The 17,394-nt window shown below is 57.2% G+C and carries 15 protein-coding genes; 12 read left to right on the forward strand and 3 right to left on the reverse strand.

What is annotated here, in order from left to right:
* Positions 1-208: 208 nt before the first annotated feature.
* The 3 genes from LCF59_RS16290 to LCF59_RS16300 all read right to left on the reverse strand — a co-directional run bounded on the left by LCF59_RS16290 (position 209) and on the right by LCF59_RS16300 (position 3,051).
* Complete coding sequence (locus tag LCF59_RS16290; RefSeq protein ID WP_367273418.1) at positions 209-502, reverse strand: PAAR domain-containing protein; 294 nt, start codon at positions 500-502, stop codon at positions 209-211.
* A 13-nt stretch (positions 503-515) separates the two neighbouring features.
* Entirely contained in the window at positions 516-995 is a 480-nt protein-coding gene (locus LCF59_RS16295; protein WP_292288680.1) for a hypothetical protein, read from the reverse strand.
* Positions 996-1,095: 100 nt separating this feature from the next.
* Positions 1,096-3,051: a type VI secretion system Vgr family protein gene (locus tag LCF59_RS16300; protein ID WP_292288681.1), complete on the reverse strand. Its 1,956-nt coding sequence runs from the start codon at positions 3,049-3,051 to the stop codon at positions 1,096-1,098.
* A 986-nt stretch (positions 3,052-4,037) separates the two neighbouring features.
* On the opposite strand from LCF59_RS16300, the gene LCF59_RS16305 reads away from it, so the two are divergent.
* The 12 genes from LCF59_RS16305 to LCF59_RS16360 all read left to right on the forward strand — a co-directional run.
* Positions 4,038-4,823: a hypothetical protein gene (locus LCF59_RS16305; protein ID WP_292288682.1), complete on the forward strand. Its 786-nt coding sequence runs from the start codon at positions 4,038-4,040 to the stop codon at positions 4,821-4,823.
* The gene (locus LCF59_RS16310) at positions 4,820-6,895 is read left to right on the forward strand and encodes an MFS transporter (protein WP_292288683.1); all 2,076 of its coding nucleotides are present in this window, start codon (positions 4,820-4,822) and stop codon (positions 6,893-6,895) included. Before LCF59_RS16305 ends, LCF59_RS16310 begins: the two co-directional genes overlap by 4 nt.
* Complete coding sequence (locus LCF59_RS16315) at positions 6,888-7,910, forward strand: ABC transporter substrate binding protein (protein WP_292288684.1); 1,023 nt, start codon at positions 6,888-6,890, stop codon at positions 7,908-7,910. The genes LCF59_RS16310 and LCF59_RS16315 overlap by 8 nt, the downstream gene beginning before the upstream one ends.
* Before the next feature lie 40 nt (positions 7,911-7,950).
* Positions 7,951-9,354: a type VI secretion system ImpA family N-terminal domain-containing protein gene (locus tag LCF59_RS16320; RefSeq protein WP_292288685.1), complete on the forward strand. Its 1,404-nt coding sequence runs from the start codon at positions 7,951-7,953 to the stop codon at positions 9,352-9,354.
* A gap of 50 nt (positions 9,355-9,404) precedes the next feature.
* Positions 9,405-9,926, forward strand: a complete 522-nt coding sequence (locus LCF59_RS16325; protein WP_292288686.1) for a type VI secretion system tube protein Hcp — start codon at positions 9,405-9,407, stop codon at positions 9,924-9,926.
* A 17-nt stretch (positions 9,927-9,943) separates the two neighbouring features.
* Positions 9,944-10,450, forward strand: coding sequence for a type VI secretion system contractile sheath small subunit (gene tssB / locus LCF59_RS16330; RefSeq protein WP_292288687.1), 507 nt, complete (start codon positions 9,944-9,946; stop codon positions 10,448-10,450).
* A gap of 2 nt (positions 10,451-10,452) precedes the next feature.
* Positions 10,453-11,940, forward strand: coding sequence for a type VI secretion system contractile sheath large subunit (gene tssC / locus LCF59_RS16335; RefSeq protein WP_292288688.1), 1,488 nt, complete (start codon positions 10,453-10,455; stop codon positions 11,938-11,940).
* Positions 11,941-11,950: 10 nt separating this feature from the next.
* A complete protein-coding gene (locus LCF59_RS16340) occupies positions 11,951-13,357 on the forward strand; it encodes a type VI secretion system contractile sheath large subunit (RefSeq protein ID WP_292288689.1) in 1,407 nt (468 codons plus the stop codon).
* The gene (locus LCF59_RS16345; RefSeq protein ID WP_292288690.1) at positions 13,358-13,762 is read left to right on the forward strand and encodes a GPW/gp25 family protein; all 405 of its coding nucleotides are present in this window, start codon (positions 13,358-13,360) and stop codon (positions 13,760-13,762) included. It begins immediately after the preceding gene.
* A 4-nt stretch (positions 13,763-13,766) separates the two neighbouring features.
* The gene (locus LCF59_RS16350; protein WP_292288691.1) at positions 13,767-15,566 is read left to right on the forward strand and encodes a type VI secretion system baseplate subunit TssF; all 1,800 of its coding nucleotides are present in this window, start codon (positions 13,767-13,769) and stop codon (positions 15,564-15,566) included.
* The gene (locus tag LCF59_RS16355) at positions 15,557-16,495 is read left to right on the forward strand and encodes a type VI secretion system baseplate subunit TssG (protein ID WP_292288692.1); all 939 of its coding nucleotides are present in this window, start codon (positions 15,557-15,559) and stop codon (positions 16,493-16,495) included. Before LCF59_RS16350 ends, LCF59_RS16355 begins: the two co-directional genes overlap by 10 nt.
* Before the next feature lie 11 nt (positions 16,496-16,506).
* Positions 16,507-17,394 (forward strand): AAA family ATPase (locus tag LCF59_RS16360; protein ID WP_292288693.1); only part of this gene is annotated, 888 nt, incomplete at its 3' end.

The raw sequence follows: 17,394 nt of genomic DNA on the forward strand, positions 1-17,394 counted from the left end.
CACCTTCGGCCTGACGCAGGATCGCGATGATCTGCGCCTCAGTGTATCTGCTTGTCTTCATTCAGAATCTCCTCGTTCATCTTGCCGAGAAAATTCTACTTATGCAGCCCCTTACTTTCGGGGGGGAGTACCAGGTCAGGGGCACCCGCCGCATCAATTCACGGTGATCGACGAGAGACTGTGTGATGATCAGAGAGGGAACAATTGGCTATCCGCAAAGAACGGTTGGGCACCCGAGGGCAATTGTTCCCCCGTGCGCACACTGATCGCCCATGCGCGCGAGGGGTTTTTTGGCCGCGAGAACAGTGGCGCTGCCCTTGACCACGGTGTCGGGAGGGCCAACGCAGACAGCCATGCTGCCCATTCCAGCCGCCGGCAACATGCCGATCAGAACCGTCGGAGCGGCAGGCATGGCAATCGGGCCGCCAACATGCGGCACGATTCCTGTCACCATTGGGCAGACATGCATGTCCGTGATACGAGAAGCGGGTGTTCCAGGCATCTATTCAATCTTCCTAGTTGATCACGCCAGGCCAGCCGCCATGGGCAACTTCCATGCCGCGATTATACGTTGCCTGCCGGGCAGCCGCCAAATCTTCCTCGGTTTCACCTGCCAGCAGAGCAATGGCTCCGAGAAGCCCACTCGCATGGAGCCTTGCCGGAGGCAGAACTACCGGACCATCTATGGGGCCGATGCTGCCCGAACCATTCCAGGCCACCGCGTTGCACAGCCAACCAAGCGGGTCTTCGTGACCTCGCGCCTCAGCGGCCTGCATGAGCGCCACGCGAGTGCCTTCCTGCGGGTCACGCACCCATTGCGCCACTTGCGCGCGCAATGCCTGCTCCTCGACATTTGGCTCACACAGCAGGTCACCCTGCACGGCAAGGGCCCAGCATACTCCCTCCCTGGGAGGCATGCCATGGGCAAAATAATGCACAAGATCAACGAACAGGGTCTTCTCGTGCAAGGTCTGAAGCGCCAGCTCTGGCGACATGTCTGCGTGAACCAGCTGCTCTGCGTCTTCACTGAGCGCGAAACGCCCAATAACGTGGGCACTCGTCTCAAAAGGGATTTTTCGGAGCATCACACACCCATCAATTGATCATGCATATGCCACCTTGCATCTTCACCATGCCAGAGCCCTTAACATCGCAGATCGCGCCTTGCACGGAGAGCATTGCACTGGCTTTCAGATCGGCCTTCATGCCTTGCAAGGCAAGCGCCGTATCGGCTTTCACATCCACTTTCATACCCTTGACGCTGAGCGCACCACCGGATTTGAGATCGGCTTTCGATTTGCCTTCGGCCGTTAGTGTCGGGGTCGAGATCTTGATGGCTGACGAGGACAGTTCAATGGACGAGCTGCCCACTTTCAAGACAAGCTTGCTGTCGGCCTCCAAGGTGATGGTCTTGGCGGTTACCTTGTCGTCAGCTTCGATATCAGCGCTGCGGTTCTTGGCACTCACTTTGATCGCATTAGTGACACTGGTAACAAAATCCTTCTTGATCTCGAGCTTGCAGGTTTCGCCGATCTTTGTGGTGTCCGATTTCTTGACGTCGCGCAGCACGTCATTTTTGACAATCAGGTTGTAGTCCCGCGCTGCCCGAACGGCGATCAGCTCAGCGTCCTTCTTGTCATCGAATTCCCATTCATTGGCTTCCCCTTCCAGCTGGCTGCGAAATCCCGAACGCGTGGTGTTTTTGGCGATGAAGGGAGGCTTGTGCTTGGCATTGTAGATTTGCCCGGTGATTATGGGCGCGTCCGGATCGCCATGCAGGAAGGACACCAGGACCTCATGCCCAACCCGCGGGATGAACTGGGCGCCATAACCTTTGCCGGCATAGGGCTCGGCCACCCGCAGCCAGACTGTATTCTCGCCTTCCTTGTCCCAGAAAAACCGCACATGCACACGTCCTTCCGCATCACAGAAAGGCGTTCCGGCTTTTGACCCCTTTCCGCCAATCACAATTGCATTATGCACCCCGGCAATCAAAGGCTTGGCTGCGCGTTCGGGGACTGCCTTATGGCTTTTCGGGATGGCCTCGAAGGTACAATGCAACGCGTTGCCACGTACCGGACGATAGCGAAACCCGACGATCACGTAATCCCCTGCAATCTCGCTATGTCCTGAAGACGCAATATTCAGAGCCTGCCCAAGATGCATGCCGGGATGCTCGCATGTCCCTGTCAGGCCAAGCTCATCTCTCCGGTGGGCATCGGAGGCTACGTTCAATTCCGTGCCCGAGACTTTGCCTGGCGGCACGGTCATTGGGCGGTATTCAACGATTCCAGGCTTTTCCATTGTCTTGGCGTCAAGTGTCAAAGACTTGGACGCCAACGCCTTGTCAGCCTTGTCCGGATCATAGGTCAGCAATTCGACCTTGCCCGGTCGCAAGCGGTGGCTCAACGTCAGTGTTTGGGCTTCCATCCGTTCCACATCTGACAATTCGGCATCGGTCAGCTTGATGCCTTTGACGTTGCTGGGAAACGGTTTCTGAGTATCATGCAAGACAAGGGTCTCAGCTGAGGTACCATTGTTGAAATAAAAGGTGAGCCCTTCTTCCGCGAGGATACGACGCACAAAATCCAGATCATTCTCATTATACTGAATCACGAGGTCACGTTTCACAGTCGGCTTACTTCCGGTCACCGTGAGCTTCTTGAGGTTATTGCGTTCAAGGACCGTCTTGAGAATATCAAGCGACGTCTTCTTCTCATAGACCGCGTTGCCAACACTCAAAGCCAAGACGGCCAATGGGGGGCGAATGACAATATCAAGCGCCGGGGAGCCACTCTTCGAAACGATGCGCTCTACCGACATCACCAGCCCGGCAAAGGCACGCGGCTTGGCGTCCGCATAAACTTCCTTGACCAGCTCAATGGTACAGGGCTTACCGAGAAACGCTGTCATTTGGGATGTTTGATCAAGGACCGTTACCTTGTAGGTCGGAACCTCAAACAAGGATTCCTCAAGGATAAAACCTTCCACATCGTAATCTGTCTTACCGTCAACTGTCAGCTTGACGAGTATCGATTCCTGTTCAGCCATCTGTATCCTCGTTGAACGCTTGAAAAGCGTAAGCAGAAATGCGGCATTTCCACGCCGCAATCCTCAGTGATTGAAATGCAAAATATGCTTTATTTGTTTCTCTTGTCCAACAGAACCTCACGACGCAAGGCAGTCGATATGGTCGTGGTGATCCGGTACCGACCCGCGCAGTCGGACCCCCTTCCAATTATCGGATAGCAAAACAACATCACACGTGTTGCATCAAAAGCCAGTTATGTGTGTGCCTTACGGCCCGGTCAACGAGAAATTCCCAGTTTTTCTACGGGCGGACTCTGGCAAGCTTTCAGCCCCCAACGGGGATGCACGCCTGGGCGCGCACCATCAGGGATCGGTCTTAAAAAGGAGACGTCGAGACAGGGTTTGCGCCTTCAACGGGTGACTTCAGAACCAGGACCCCTCTCAGCGTGGCAGTACCACCTACCACCCCGCCAAATCGGCGCACGGGACCGCGCAAAACCAAAAATGGAGCCGCCGATCACGGCAGCCAGCTGATCATCAGGCCTGTACAAGTTGAGGGCTTTTCTGGGGCACTTCTGGGGTTGTTAATTCGACGTTGACAATGGTATCGGACATGCCTGCTTGCGACACGGCTGCGAAAGCTTCGCTTCGGCAGCATGCTCGTGTAAAATCCTGAAAACCTTTCCTTCGGTGAAACATTATTTGCGTGCCGCCTGTTCGCCTTGGGGCTTCGTATGCCAAGGGAGCAAGCCCTACTTTTAAAGGACCTGGCTGCGCCTGAGTGGAGGACAAACTAAAGATTATTTATTATCTTATTCGCAGTTTTTGATTAAAATAATGGCGTTTATTATCGAAAGTTAATCCTTTCAAACTAACGTGCTATTGCATCACGCCGCTCCCCCATTCAGGTACTTAGCCACAGGGTTTCTTAAATCTAACGAATAACTGTGCGATCCCCACATGGTTTGTGCGGGACAGAAAATAGCAAATTGTCGGGTGGATTACTTGTGTCAAATTGGGACGTATTCCGAGAAATTTATGTCAAGGTGATTCTCTCGATCCTTTTTGTAATCGGAGCAATGCTCCTTCTCCAGAGCTCGCTTAATCATCTGAAGCTCAGGGCGCTCATGGCGGAGGCCACGTCGTCGCGTTTGCAGATTTCTGCCGCGGCGATTGAATCCGCGGTTGTTCGTGCTGAATCCCTCGGGTTCGCCATCGATGAGATGTCAGGTCTTCAGGATTTGATTGACCGTGTGCGTGGGCGTGATCCGTCCATTGCACAAATTCTCATTGTTTCGCCGATTGGCGTTCCGATTCTGACGGCTGGCACCGAGGGTCTGCTTGCGTCCGAACGCGAACAGGTCTTGCGACGCGTGCTGGGTAGCGGGGATTCCATTACACGGCTGGATGTCGGATCGCGCCTTTACACTGGTCGCTTGCTCTATGACAGCAGCAACGCCGTCATGGGCGCTGTGATCCTGACCACCCCGACAGAATCCTTCATTCAAAAGTCAAGCTTGACCTTCCATCGGATGACCAACGCGTATGTGATCATTTTCGGTGCGATTTCGGTGCTGCTCGTGCCGTTTATCATTTTCCAGTTCTCATCAGTGCGGCATGCCTACCAAGCCCTTTCGCTTGATGAGGCGGCGTCGCCGAACAATCAAACTGCTGAAACAGACGCGCTGCGGCACGCCATTTCCGAGGGCGATATGGCTTATCAAACTGCGGAGCGAGAATTCGAAACGCTGTTGCTCACTGATACACCAGCCACCACGGAGACGCAGACATGAAGTCGGCTGCGCAACCCGTTTCCCTGATGAAGGGATTTTCCCGTAGACTGTTTCTCAGCACCACGGTCGCGATGGTTCTGGCTGCAACGCTAAGCCTGATTGTTACGGTTTCCGAATTCAACGCAGGCTTGCGCCCCTTCCTTGAGGATAAGGCGCGTGCGGTTGCTGTCACTGTGCAGCGCGACATCGAATACGCGATGAGCATCGGCATTCCCTTTGACGAGATCCGGGGGCTTGACGCCCACATCAATGACCTCATCACAAGCCATCCCGAGGTCAAGGAGATGCGTGTGGTTGCTGTGACCGGCAGCGACGAGCGATCCTTGGGGGAAGCGAGCGCGAGTCCTCGAGACACGGCTATGGACGGCAAATTGGCTGCAACCGTCATCGAGGAAATCGGTGAGGTTACTGCCATTCTTCTGGGTGGTGCCGGTGGCTTGGAGACTGTTTCGGCGGATGTGTCGCCTGATGGCGTTATTCTTGCGCGCGTTGAGGCCACAATTGATGAGTCTTACCTCAACGGAAAGATGGCATCGGTCTTCTTTGATACGCTGGTGATCCTGATTGCTGTCTCGTTGGTGGCTCTGGAAGTCGTGGTGGTCGTTTCTGCGTCGCAGCTGACAGAGCCTTTCCGGCTTGCTGAGACCGCGATCAACCGCCGCGCTTCGGGAGACTTGCGTCAATACGAGGTGGGACGCGGGTCCCGCCGGATTGCTCAGTTCATCCATGCGCTCAATACACAGAATGCGCACCTGCGCGATGCCCTGACATCGGCTTTGCGCAAAATGGCAGACGGCGCGCGCAGGGTGGCACTTTCTGCTTTTGGAGACCGACGGGGGCTGTATGTGACTGACAAGCGTAGCGGTGCCTCCATCATGGATGCGCGCATTCCGCTTTTCGTTTTCTGCTTTGCGGAGGAATTGCAGAAGTCCTTCCTGCCGCTTTTCGTGGCGGAATTCCACTCGGAGAGCGATCTCTTCGCGCGCGACATCATGATGGGGTTGCCGATCTCGGCGTTCATGTTCGTGATTGCCGTCTTCACGCCTTTTGCCGGGCGCCTGGTGGACAAGTTTGGAAACAAGACCTTGTTCATGGCCGGGTTGCTGCCGGCAATTGCCGGATATTTAATCTGTTTTCTTGCGGCGAGCGCCAATGACATCCTGATCGGTCGCTCGATGACGGCGGTCGGGTACGCCGTGATCACCATAAGCTGTCAAAGCTATATCGCCGCGGTCGTTGTTGCGGAAAACCGGGCCCGTGGCATGGCGATCTTTGTCGGTGTGCTGATGACCGCCACAATGTGTGGCACAGCGATCGGCGCGATTCTTGCGGATTGGCTGGGATACAAGCCAGTGTTCCTGATCGCCACGGGATTTTCCATGCTTGCGGGCGTTCTGGGATGGTCGATGCTCAGCACCGATCTGCCCGCGGCCGAGGTCAAGAAAGTGCCACAGGGTACCAGCCGCAACCCGGTTGCAGTCCTGATGCGCAACACGCAATTCGTTCTCATCGTGCTCTTTTGTGCGATCCCCGCCAAGGTCATCCTGACGGGCTTTCTCTATCTTTTCGTACCGATCTATCTTGCGAGCCTCGATGCGACACAGTCCGAAATCGGGCGCGTCATGATGCTTTACTCCCTGATCATCATTCCCATCAGCCCTCTGGCATCCAGCTTTGCCGACCGTCTTGGCAAGAACCTCTGGATGGTGATCGGGGCGACGGTGCTGTCGGGCATTGTCCTTGTGGGGCTATATCAAAGCGCAAGCGTGGCTGCGGTTCTGGCGGTTGTTGCAGCTCTTGGGGTTGTTCATGCGTTCCTCAAGGCGCCGCTGATCGTGGCTGCCATGGAAGCGGCCGAGCAGAGCCCGGACATCACCCGGACTGGTGCTCTCAGCCTGCTGCGGACTAGCGAACGGATCGGTTCAGTGATTGGTCCGATTGTCGTGGCGAGCCTTCTTGTCAAGCTGGACTACGGTCAGGTGGCGGCCATCATCGGTCTGACCGTGGCATTCCTTGGCCTTGCCATGGCGGCGCTCTCGGTCAAGCGCGGCAAGGGGTTTGCCCATGCTTGAGCGTTTCTTTACCCGATTGGTGCGAACGGCGGCCTGCGCCCTTGTCAGCGTGGTTCCGGCCCTGGCGCAGGGACAAGTGTCGAGCACGGAAACAAGCCGCATTCACATGGTTGTCTGGCGGGGCTGTGAAGAGGCCTGCCGGGGCTTCATCCGGTATTTCGAAGACCGGGATTTGCCCGTGCGTGTCGATGTGACCGATGTGGAGCGTGACAAGGAACGGCTCTCTGAGGTGCAGGCGCGTTTGATTTCCGAGCGACCGGACCTTGTCGTGACTTGGGGCACCACAGTGTCCCGTTCCATTTTGGGGACGCGTGCGGAACATGGCAGGGGCTCTGCCCTGGGAGATATTCCGGCGCTGTTCATGATCGTGGCGGATCCTGTCGGGTCCGACTTGGTCGAAAGCTACGACTCCAGCGGCCGCGATCATGTGTCAGGTGTGCGCAACCGGGTGCCCGAAGCGGTGCAATTGCGCTTGATGTTCGAGTATTTCCGGCCTGATCGACTGGGTGTTCTGAATCATCCCGGAGAACTGAATTCAACGCTCAATACCGAAAAGCTGCGCGATCTCTCCGAGGAGTTTGGGTTCACGCTGATTGAGCATCTTTATGCACCCGATGCCGAGGGAGATGTTGCGACCAGCCAGATTCCAGAGGCGATTGCTGCGCTGAAGGCGAAAGAGGCCGAAGCGATCTATGTTGGCTCCAGCTCGTACAATCTTGAACATCAGGCCGAATTCGTGGCGGCAGCCGCCGCGGTCGACCTCCCCGTTTTCTCTGCCTATACTCAGATGGTGCAAGAGAGCGGCGCGCTTATGGCCATTGGCACGAGTTACGCCAATGTAGGGCGTCTCGCAGCAGGCCAGGCTGCCGAAATCTTGCTGGAAGGCCAAGCCCCCCAAGCGCTGCCGATCAAGGCGTTGAACCGGTACTCGGTCATTCTCAACATGACGTCCGCGCAACAGCTCGACCTTTATCCACCCTTGTCCCTTATTGGTGTCGCGGAGGTCGTACAATGACTTGGTGCGCGCTTGAAGGGCTGATGATTGCGGATGCGTCATGGAACAGTTGAAGGCCCCCATACCCGGAGACCTCGCATTTGGTATTTATCTCAAGGGAGAAAAGCCAATCTATCGAGGGTTGCGCAATGCGTTCAATGCAGCGCAGGCGGCTTGGCGGAGCCTGTCGGAAACGCAGGAATCTCTTGAGAACCGGGAATTGGCAGCCGCTAATACTACCGCTTGGACTCTGCTTGCGGAGCGATGTGAAACCTGCCTGAAAGAAACCTCCAAGGATCTCGAAATCCTGACATGGTTCGCGGCAGCGCAGTTGCATCTGGACCGGCCTTTTCCGAACACCGCAGCGGCACTGACAGTGCTGGCGGATCTGGTTGAAGACAGCATCGACGATTTGCAGCCACTTCCGCCGCCGCCAAAGCTCAAGGGCGATACCGATGAGGCGCGTGCCTCAGAGATCGCTGAACTCCGGCTGCGGCCCTTCGTTCAACTGGTGGGCGAGGTCGAAGGCAGCGGTTTGCTTGCCGCTCCGATGACAGCGCATCGGCTGATCGGCGAGGTGACTTATGGCAAGTACATCTTGGCAGAGAAAAACGGTTCGCTTGATCAGCTTCGCGCGGAAACCAGTGCAGCGCTCGAGGCGGATGCCGATGGGTTGATGCAGAAGATCGAAGCGCTTCAGGAAATGGTGCGCCAATTCGATAGGTTAGACGTTGGACTCAAGAAATACGCAGCCCAGCACGGGCAGACACCTCCGCCAATCGGATATGGCCGTCGCCTTGCGACCGATATGCTGGCCGCGGTGCAACGGCTTGTTGAAGGGATGGGATTTCCCTGGCCTGGTGTGGCTGAGGCTGTAGACGAGACACAGATTGAAAGTTCCGAAGCTCTGGCTGGCGACGCAGAGGCCACTACGCCGCAAACCGCGCGTGCCGGAGCGACGAATATCGGGTTTGACCCAACGGCCAATGTAGCCAATCGGACAGATGCACTGATGGCGATCGCACGTCTTGCCGCCTATTTTCGGACGACGGAGCCGCATTCGCCCATATGCCTGTTACTGGATCGTGCCGTGCGCTGGGGCAATCTGAGCGCCGGTGAACTCTATCGCGAGATCCTGACGGATGGGAGTGTCGGCATGGCCCAGATGGCGCTGATGACCGGACTCGAAAGCCAGGGGTTCTCAGATACGTTTGGCAAGGGCGGATCACGCACTGCGGAGGGGGTCGAGCATCCCACCTTGTCAAACTATGCATCCGCCATACCGGTGCCATCCGTTCCGACGGAGGCCGCTGTTGCCGCGCCGCAAGCCTCCGAACCCCTTGCGGCGGCAACGCCGAGCAGCGCGGCCCCTGTTTCCGAGCCCGTCTCTGGGGATCAGACAGATGTTCCAGAAGATCCAGGGTCAATTGATCCTGACTTACCAGTTGATGATTTTCAATGGTAAATCAGATGCTTAGACTAATAAATTAATCCAGCAGAGAGAAGGTAAACAACATGTCTGGACTGTTCATGCGGGTCGACGGGATCGACAAATTTCCCGGTATGGCCACCATCAAAGAGATTGCGGGAAAGAAAGGCTTCTTTCCAGTCAGCAGCTATACACTTGGATTTGCGCGCTCTGTCCATGTAGCTGTGGGCTCTGCTGGAGACGCAGAGGTCGGTGTTCCTGCGATCTCGGATCTTTCGGTGTCCCGCGGAGCTGACAATGCCTCTGCAGTTCTGTCGACCCTGTTCTTTTCACCGGGCGACAAGGGGAAGACATTCGAGATCCTCGAAACCAAGCAGAAGAACGATGGCAAGGGTCTCGTCCCCGTCAAGATCGTCACTGTCGAGCAGGGCCGCTTGTCCAGCTATGATGTGATGCCCGGTCAGAACACCATGAGCATCTCGTTCACCACCGTGTCCATCACTTACTACGTTGAAGACGAAGCAGGTGCCGTGACCAAGGGCGATACCGTCAAGTTCGATCTTAAGACCGGTGAGCTGGTTTCGGGCAACGCAGAAGCGAAGAAGTAATCCAAGGAGACGAAAGCATGGCACTGAACGCACAACAAAAGCGTGTCAGCAAGAACCGGGTCAGCATCACGTTTGATGTCGAGGATAACGGTTCGGTGCAGAAAAAGGAGCTGCCCTTCATCATTGGCATGATCGGTGGATATTCCGGTGACCGCGAAGACAAAGAGGCTTTGGACGATCGTACCTTCTATTCGGTCGACAAGGACAATTTCAACGATGTGATGGGACGGGTCGGACCGAAGCTGAGCTACACGGTTGAGAACAAGATCCAGAACGACGGATCGGAATTCCAGGTCGAGCTGGATTTCAAATCGATGAAAGATTTCGAGCCGGATGCAATTGTCGACAAGGTCGAGCCTCTGCGCAACCTGGCGCAAACGCGGGAAAACCTGATGACACTCGTGGCCAAGGCAGATCGCTCGCGGGATTTGGAGAAGGTACTCAAGGAAATCCTCCAGGATGCAGACATGGTCAAGGCGCTCGGTGAGGAACTTGGCGTAAGCACCGAAAATGATGGAGAATAATCATGTCGGAAACTGAAGCAGGTGGCGGCGCAGCTCCGACCACGGAAGCCCAGGAAAAGATCAGTCTTCTTGATCGGGCTCTTGAAGCGACGACCCAGACGCCGGCAGACCAGACCAAGGAACTCTTGTCGGTTCTGACCGCGCAGGCGATGGAAGGCTCCATTGTCTGGGACCAGAATGTCGGTGTGACGATCCGCAAGGCCGTCGCCGAGATCGACAAGCTGATGTCAAAGCAGATGTCGGCAATCATGCAGAACGACAAGTTTCAAAAGCTCGAGGGTTCCTGGCGCGGCGTTCAAAAGGTTGTCCGGAATTCCGAAATCGGTCCGCAGCAGAAGATCAAGCTGGTAGACTACAACAAGGACGAGCTTCTCGAACAGTTCGAGGATGCGCCGGCGGTGGACCGAAGCCCGCTGTTTGAAGCGCTGTACCAGGATGAGTTCGGAACGGCTGGCGGTGAACCCTACGGTCTGCTGCTCGGAGATTATTTCTTCGGCTACGACGACGAGGATGTGGCGCTTCTGACCTATATGGCGGAAACGGCAGCGGCCTGTCATGCGCCGTTCGTGGCGGCGGCCGGTGCCACGATGTTCGAGTACAAGAGCTTCGAGAGTTTTGCCGAAGGCCGCCCCGTGGCTGCCGGGTTTGACTCTCCGACTTATGCGGCCTGGAACGGTTTCCGCGACAGCGATGAATCGCGCTATGTGACCCTGACCCTCCCGGCGACGCTTGCACGCCTGCCTTATGGCGCCAATGGCGGTTCGGCAAAGACCTTCGAGTATCACGAGCTGGGCACTGATGCCGAGGGCAACCAGCGTCCCAAGGACAACAGCGAACTGGTCTGGTCGAACGCCGCTTACGACCTGGCCTTGAAGATGAACGAGGCGTTCACGGCTTTTGGCTGGTGTACGGCGATCCGTGGGTTGGAGAATGGTGGCAAGGTCGATCAATTGCCCAACCTGACCTTCAAGTCGGATGCAGGGGATGTGCAACAGGCCTGCCCGGCCGAGGTGAACCTTACTGACGAACGCGAAAAAGAGCTGTCGGATCTCGGCTTCCTGCCGTTGGTGCATTACAAGAACACCAGCCATGCCGTGTTCATCGGCAGCCAGACCGCGCAACGCCCGAAGGTGTTTGTGGACCCGGATGCGACTTCGAACGCAGCTATTTCCGCGCGTCTGCCCTACATCATGGCGTCGAGCCGTATCGCGCATTACCTCAAGGTCATGGGTCGGGACATGTTGGGTTCCAATCTGGAAGCCACCGACATCAAGTCCCAATTGCAGTCCTGGATCGATCAGTACACCAATGCGGGCGCGATGGGGAACGCAGAACGTTCCAAGACACCGCTTGCGGAAAGCACGATCGAGGTGATCGAGCAGCCGGGCAAGCCCGGAGCCTATTCCGCCGTGGCATATCTGCGTCCCTGGTTGCAGCTGGAAGAGCTGACGACTTCGGTGCGTATGGTTACGAAGATCCCGGGCGGGTGATGGCGGCCCTGTGACCGGTGTATCGGCTCTTGTATCATCGCCGTCCCCGCTGTCCTCAGAGGCAGCGGGAACGGACGATATTCCAGATGCGCAACTGGACCGTCTTCGCGCACGCTTTTCCGATCTGACAACACTGACCTCTTTCCTGCGTCGTGCGGTTCTGGACATCGACGATATCTTGTGTGCGCAAGTGAACGCGATCCTAGAAGCGCCTGACTTCAAGCAGATGGAAGTCCGCTGGACCGGACTGGCGAGCGTTGTGTGGGCCAAGCGCGGGGCGCCGTCGGTGAAGGTCAAGATCCTTGATTTGAGCTGGGAAGAGCTGTCGCGGGATCTGCATTATACAAGCGAGATGCGCCAATCGGTGCTCTACAAGCTTATGGGCCAACGCGAGTTGGACACCCTGGGGGGTGAGCCTTTCGGACTCGCGATGCTCGACCATCCGCTTTCGATGAGTCTCGAGACAGAGTTTGATGATCTCTACACGGCCCAGCTGGTCTGCGAACTGGCAGAGATCGTCATGTGTCCGATCATCATGGGTGTGGCGGATGATTTTTTTGGCGAAACCGATGCGGCGTGGCTGACGGATGCTCATCGGATCGCCAAAATCCTGAACGGCGAGGAATATCGCAGCTGGCAAACCCTTCGAAAACTACCCAATGCACGGTTCCTGGCGCTGGTCATGCTCAGGACGCAACTGCGAGGACGATACGAGGATCTCGATATCGGGTTTCGGTTTCATCAATGGCCTTCAGAGAGTGACGGGCTTTGGGGGTCGGCGGCTTATGATTTCCTGCGCACGGCTGTCGCGGAATTCCAGCGCTGCGCCTGGTTTGGATTTCTCAAGCTGGTCGGGGCTACCCCGGGGGAGGGAGCTGTTCTGGCCCCCACCGAGCATCCGATTCCGACGGGCTGCGCCCGCGGCGCGCGCGCGCAGGTGCGCATGACCCGCAATCTTGCGCATATGTATTCGGAGCAGGGTTTCATCCCGGTTGCGGAAAGCCCCAAGACAAACCTGCTCTATTTCGTGGGCAATCGCTCGGTGACCGATACCGGGGGCTCGGCCTCAGCCGAGATCGTGACCCAGCTGCAATCGGTCATGATTGCCTGTCGGATCGTACATTATCTAAAGGTTCAGATCCGCGCCCTGATCGGACAGGTCAAGACCTCTGCCGAATGTGAGCAAATCCTCAACGACTGGTTTGATCCCTATGTCTCGGGTTCCAGCAGTTCAAACGAGTTGCAGGCCCGGTTTCCACTGCAGGGCGCGCGCGTGCGGATCTCTGAATCCTCCACGGACCGCGCGCGGTTCCAGTGCGAAGTCATCGTGCGGCCGCAATACCAGATCGACAACGTGCTTGGTGAAATCACGCTGCGTACCGATTTTGGCGCCGGCAAACTGGGAAAGGTCGCGTAGATGAGTTTTGCCTCTGCTTTTCTCAACATGCCGGACGACCAGAGCATAGATGTTCGGGTTGGCCGTCATGTCGAGACATTGCTGCAATCTGTTGCCCCTGAACAGGTTGTCGGGCCTGAGCTGCCACACGTCAGAGTTTCTAACCTGTGTTTTGGCGTGCCGATGGATTGGGCTCTGGGAGAGGGGCAGCGCAACACGCAGGTGCGCCGCATGCTACGGGACCGTCTGGAAAAATTCGAGCCGCGACTGGCGCTGATGTCCGAGATTTCCCTGCAGGAGGACACAACCGAGAATTCAGTGACCTTCTACATCGCAGGCGCGGTGCGCACCCAAGACGGGACCGACAAGGTAGAGATCGTCAAAACCTTGTCCCGGATGGATCAATATGCCGAGGGGACGAACTGAACCCATGGACCAGATCCTCCAATATTATGAAACCGAGCTGGACTACATACGTCGTGCCTTTGACGCGTTCGAGACAAGTCATCCGCAAAAAGCCAAGGCGCTCGGAATCAATGCAGGGCGCTCTTCGGATCCGGATGTCCAGCGGTTGGCGGATTCAGTGGCTCTGCATGCGGCCCGTCTTGCCAAGCGGCTTGACGACACCTTGCCGGAAACCGCGCTTGATCTTATCCGGATGCTGGCTCCGACTTTTCTTTTAGGGGCGCCCAGCTACGGCGCTGTGCAACTGGACGCTGGCGCAGATCAGTTCAGCGATCCGGTAACCTTTGGGACCGGCACACGAATGTCGGTGACGTTGGACGAAGGCGGCGCGGATTGCCTGTTCACGGTCGTGCGCGATGTTGGGCTACACCCCTGCGAGATCCATGATGTCACGCTGGAACGGGCGCCCCTTGGCTTCGATGTACCTGACGACCTGAGAGGCTGCGAAGCGGCCATTTGCGTCACCTTGGCACCGTTCGATCACACCCAGGGTTTGAGAGATGTCGGGCTCGATATTTTGGAGCTTTACGTATCGGCTTCCGGGGGACGCAAACACCGGCTGATCGATGTGCTCAGCGGAGACGTGCTGGGCGTGGGGTATGCACCTGCACGGACGGGTCAGCAAATCGCGCGGCATAGTCACATGTTGCCCCTCGATGGGTTTGGACTCACGATGGGGCATGAAAAAAGCACGTTTCTGCCCCGAGAGGCGACACAGCCTCCGGCGCTATCGCGGCTGCGAGACTTTCTCGCCTATCCCGACAAGGCGTCGTTCTTCACGCTCGCGGAAACAGATGGCGGTTTCTCCAAAGTCCCCGTAGGCCCTGTCGAGCTGCGTTTCTTTCTATCAAGCCAGGGTGCGCAGAAGCTATCCTCGTTGCGATCCGGAGACGTGCTGACCAATGTCGTGCCGGTCGTGAACCTCTATCTCGACCAGTCTCTCCCGGTCCGATATGACTACGCTCGGACACAGGTGCCGGTCAAACCGAGCTCGGCCTCGGATATGGATGTTGCGTGTCTGCAGATCAGGGATATCCGCAAATTGACCTCAGAGGGAGAGGCGCTGCTGCCGCAGATCACCTCTTCCAGGCGGCGCGATGCACGGAGCCTCCCGGTCTGGCAGGAACGGTTCACCGTTGGAGAGTTCGATCTCGCCCGCCGCGAGGTGAGTTTCTCGGTCGAGGCAGATCTCGGCAACGATCCCGAGCCGCTGGATTTCGTGGCAGATCTCTATTGCTCCAATGGCAAAGCGGCCTTTGCACTGCGTCCAGGCACGCGGGTGTTCTTCAGTGATGATCGTGTAGCAGAGACACCATTTCGGCTGCTTGACGAGCCCAGCGTCCCCATCCTGCCTGACATGCGTGTAGAACGCTTGTGGGATGTGCTTTCGCTGATCAACGGCAATTTCACCACCGTGTTCGATGCTCAAAGCCCGGTAAAGGCGCTCACGGAGGCGCTGCATCTCTGCGCTCCGTCCGGCTATGCCGATGTGGCAAACGCGATATGGGATGTGAAAATCACCCAATCCATCGCGCCCGTGCAGATCGGTCGCAAGGTGCTTTTGTCATCGGGCAGCCATATCGAAGTCGTGCTTGATGTCGAAGCGCTGCCCTTTGCACGGCATGTCTTTGCAACCGCGCTGCATCTCTATTTTGCGTCCCTCGTCAGCTATGACCGGTTCTTCAAATTGAGCCTGCGCGAGCGTGGCCGCACGCACCCCTTCAAGGTCTTCAAGCGACAGCACGGGGCTCAGATATGCGGATAAAGGACAAGACCGCCCGGGTCCTGATCGACCTGCCCTTGGTGCAGGCCGAGCGGCTGAATGTGCCGGATTACACGCGTGCTTTGCACGAGGGGGCGTTTGATCCTTATCCCGATGGCACGCAATCGGGTGGCGCGTTGGCACAGAACAGCGGCATCACCACAACAGCGCTGGCAGAGGCGCCCTTGACCAGCTTCGACAGTGCGCTTCCGGATCACATCCAGTTTGCGATGCTCTCGGCCTTGCATGACGATGACACTGGACTGCGCGATTTTCTGGCTATTTTTGACCGTCGGTTTCTGGCGCTCGAAGTGCGCGCGCGTAGCGCCTCGATTCTGGTGGCGACACAGGATGATCGCGGGCGGGCCGTCGCCTCGATCCTTTCCCGGCTTTTGCGTATGGTTAAACGCAGCCCGGAGGACACCCATTATTTAAAGCTGCTTATGCCGCTTTTGTCGCGCACCCGCAGCCTTGAGGGTTTGCGTGAGATGCTGGGGTGGTGGACCGGATCCACGGTGTCGGTTTCCGCCAAATTTGACACCTTGCGCCCGATCGATAGCGACAGTCTGAGCGCCCTGACCGCCTGCAGGCATTCGGCTGTCGCACTCGGAGCGGGAGCGCTTCTGGGTCGGTTCGGACGCACGCCGATGGGACACATCTCTGTCCGGATCTCCTGTGCCAACCGCGGGGAACTCAATACGCTGATTGGCGATACGCAAGGATTGGCCGAGCTCCGCTCGGTCACAGCGCAATATTTGCGCGATCCGGTGCCAGTGAGCTTCTACGCCACGATCACTCGGAGCTGTCTTGCGCCCCCTTGCCTTTCGGCACGACCCGAACGTGCCGATCGTCTGGGAGCGTATCATCTTCTGAAGCCCGAGCACCGTCCCGACGCTCGCGCCAGCATCAAACTCACTGAAATCTTCGCATAAGGTATCTTCCATTGGCCAGCCTGACGAAACTTGTTGCCCGTTTGTCCCCATCCCTGAAAGCCGATCTCGAGAACGCGGTGGGCGAAGCTATCAAGCGCAAAACCGCCACGGTCGAGCCGGCGCATTGGCTTTATCACATCATTTACGGCAGCAATGCCGAACTGCAGGCGTTTCTTGAGGATCAGGGCGTCAATCTGTCTGAACTCCAATCCGAGCTGGAACGGGAGATGCCGCACGGATCAGGCAATGGACAACAGCAGCCGACCCTGTCCGGCTCCCTGAGCAAACTGATAGAACAAGCCTGGCTGCATGCATCTGTCGAGATGTCTATGGGCCAAATCACGCCCGAGGTTTTCCTCCTGGTGTCCCAGTTGCCCAACACGCTGGGGGCCAAAGCCGTGGCGCTGCAAGGTCTCAGGCCGATGTCCACGGATGCGCTCGGAGCTTTTGCGGCCGAACAAAGCCGGAGCATCGCAGCCCTGCCCCGCGAGGGGGAGAGTGGCCATGCCGTCGGTGGCGGTGATGCGACCGCCTTGCAGAAATATACGGTCAACCTGACACAATTGGCCCGTGATGGCGCGCTTGACACGGTTCTCGGTCGCACCAACGAGGTTGCCAAGGCCATTGATGTGCTTTTGCGCAAACGTCAGAACAACCCGATCCTTCTGGGCGCGCCCGGGGTTGGCAAGACGGCGGTGGTCGAGGGCCTGGCGCAGAAGATCGCCTCGGGTGAAGTCCCCGAACAATTGCAAGGTGCCGATCTTGTCAGTCTCGACATGGGCCTCTTGCAGGCGGGTGCGAGTGTGAAGGGCGAATTCGAAGAGCGCCTGAAAAACGTCATCAAGGAGGTTCAGGCCTCCGAGACACCCATCATCGTCTTCATCGACGAGTTGCACACG

This window comes from Marivita sp. (assembly GCF_020055675.1).
Classification (GTDB): Bacteria; Pseudomonadota; Alphaproteobacteria; order Rhodobacterales; family Rhodobacteraceae; genus Marivita.

Bases quoted from the DNA above. Each gene is read 5' to 3' on its own strand.
- LCF59_RS16320 (WP_292288685.1), top strand. From the start codon at position 7,951: ATGGAACAGTTGAAGGCCCCCATACCCGGAGACCTCGCATTTGGTATT.
- LCF59_RS16290 (WP_367273418.1), bottom strand. From the start codon at position 502: ATGCCTGGAACACCCGCTTCTCGTATCACGGACATGCATGTCTGCCCA.
- LCF59_RS16300 (WP_292288681.1), bottom strand. From the start codon at position 3,051: ATGGCTGAACAGGAATCGATACTCGTCAAGCTGACAGTTGACGGTAAG.
- LCF59_RS16295 (WP_292288680.1), bottom strand. From the start codon at position 995: ATGTCGCCAGAGCTGGCGCTTCAGACCTTGCACGAGAAGACCCTGTTC.
- LCF59_RS16355 (WP_292288692.1), top strand. From the start codon at position 15,557: ATGCGGATAAAGGACAAGACCGCCCGGGTCCTGATCGACCTGCCCTTG.
- LCF59_RS16315 (WP_292288684.1), top strand. From the start codon at position 6,888: ATGCTTGAGCGTTTCTTTACCCGATTGGTGCGAACGGCGGCCTGCGCC.
- LCF59_RS16325 (WP_292288686.1), top strand. From the start codon at position 9,405: ATGTCTGGACTGTTCATGCGGGTCGACGGGATCGACAAATTTCCCGGT.
- tssB (WP_292288687.1), top strand. From the start codon at position 9,944: ATGGCACTGAACGCACAACAAAAGCGTGTCAGCAAGAACCGGGTCAGC.
- LCF59_RS16345 (WP_292288690.1), top strand. From the start codon at position 13,358: ATGAGTTTTGCCTCTGCTTTTCTCAACATGCCGGACGACCAGAGCATA.
- LCF59_RS16350 (WP_292288691.1), top strand. From the start codon at position 13,767: ATGGACCAGATCCTCCAATATTATGAAACCGAGCTGGACTACATACGT.
- tssC (WP_292288688.1), top strand. From the start codon at position 10,453: ATGTCGGAAACTGAAGCAGGTGGCGGCGCAGCTCCGACCACGGAAGCC.
- LCF59_RS16310 (WP_292288683.1), top strand. From the start codon at position 4,820: ATGAAGTCGGCTGCGCAACCCGTTTCCCTGATGAAGGGATTTTCCCGT.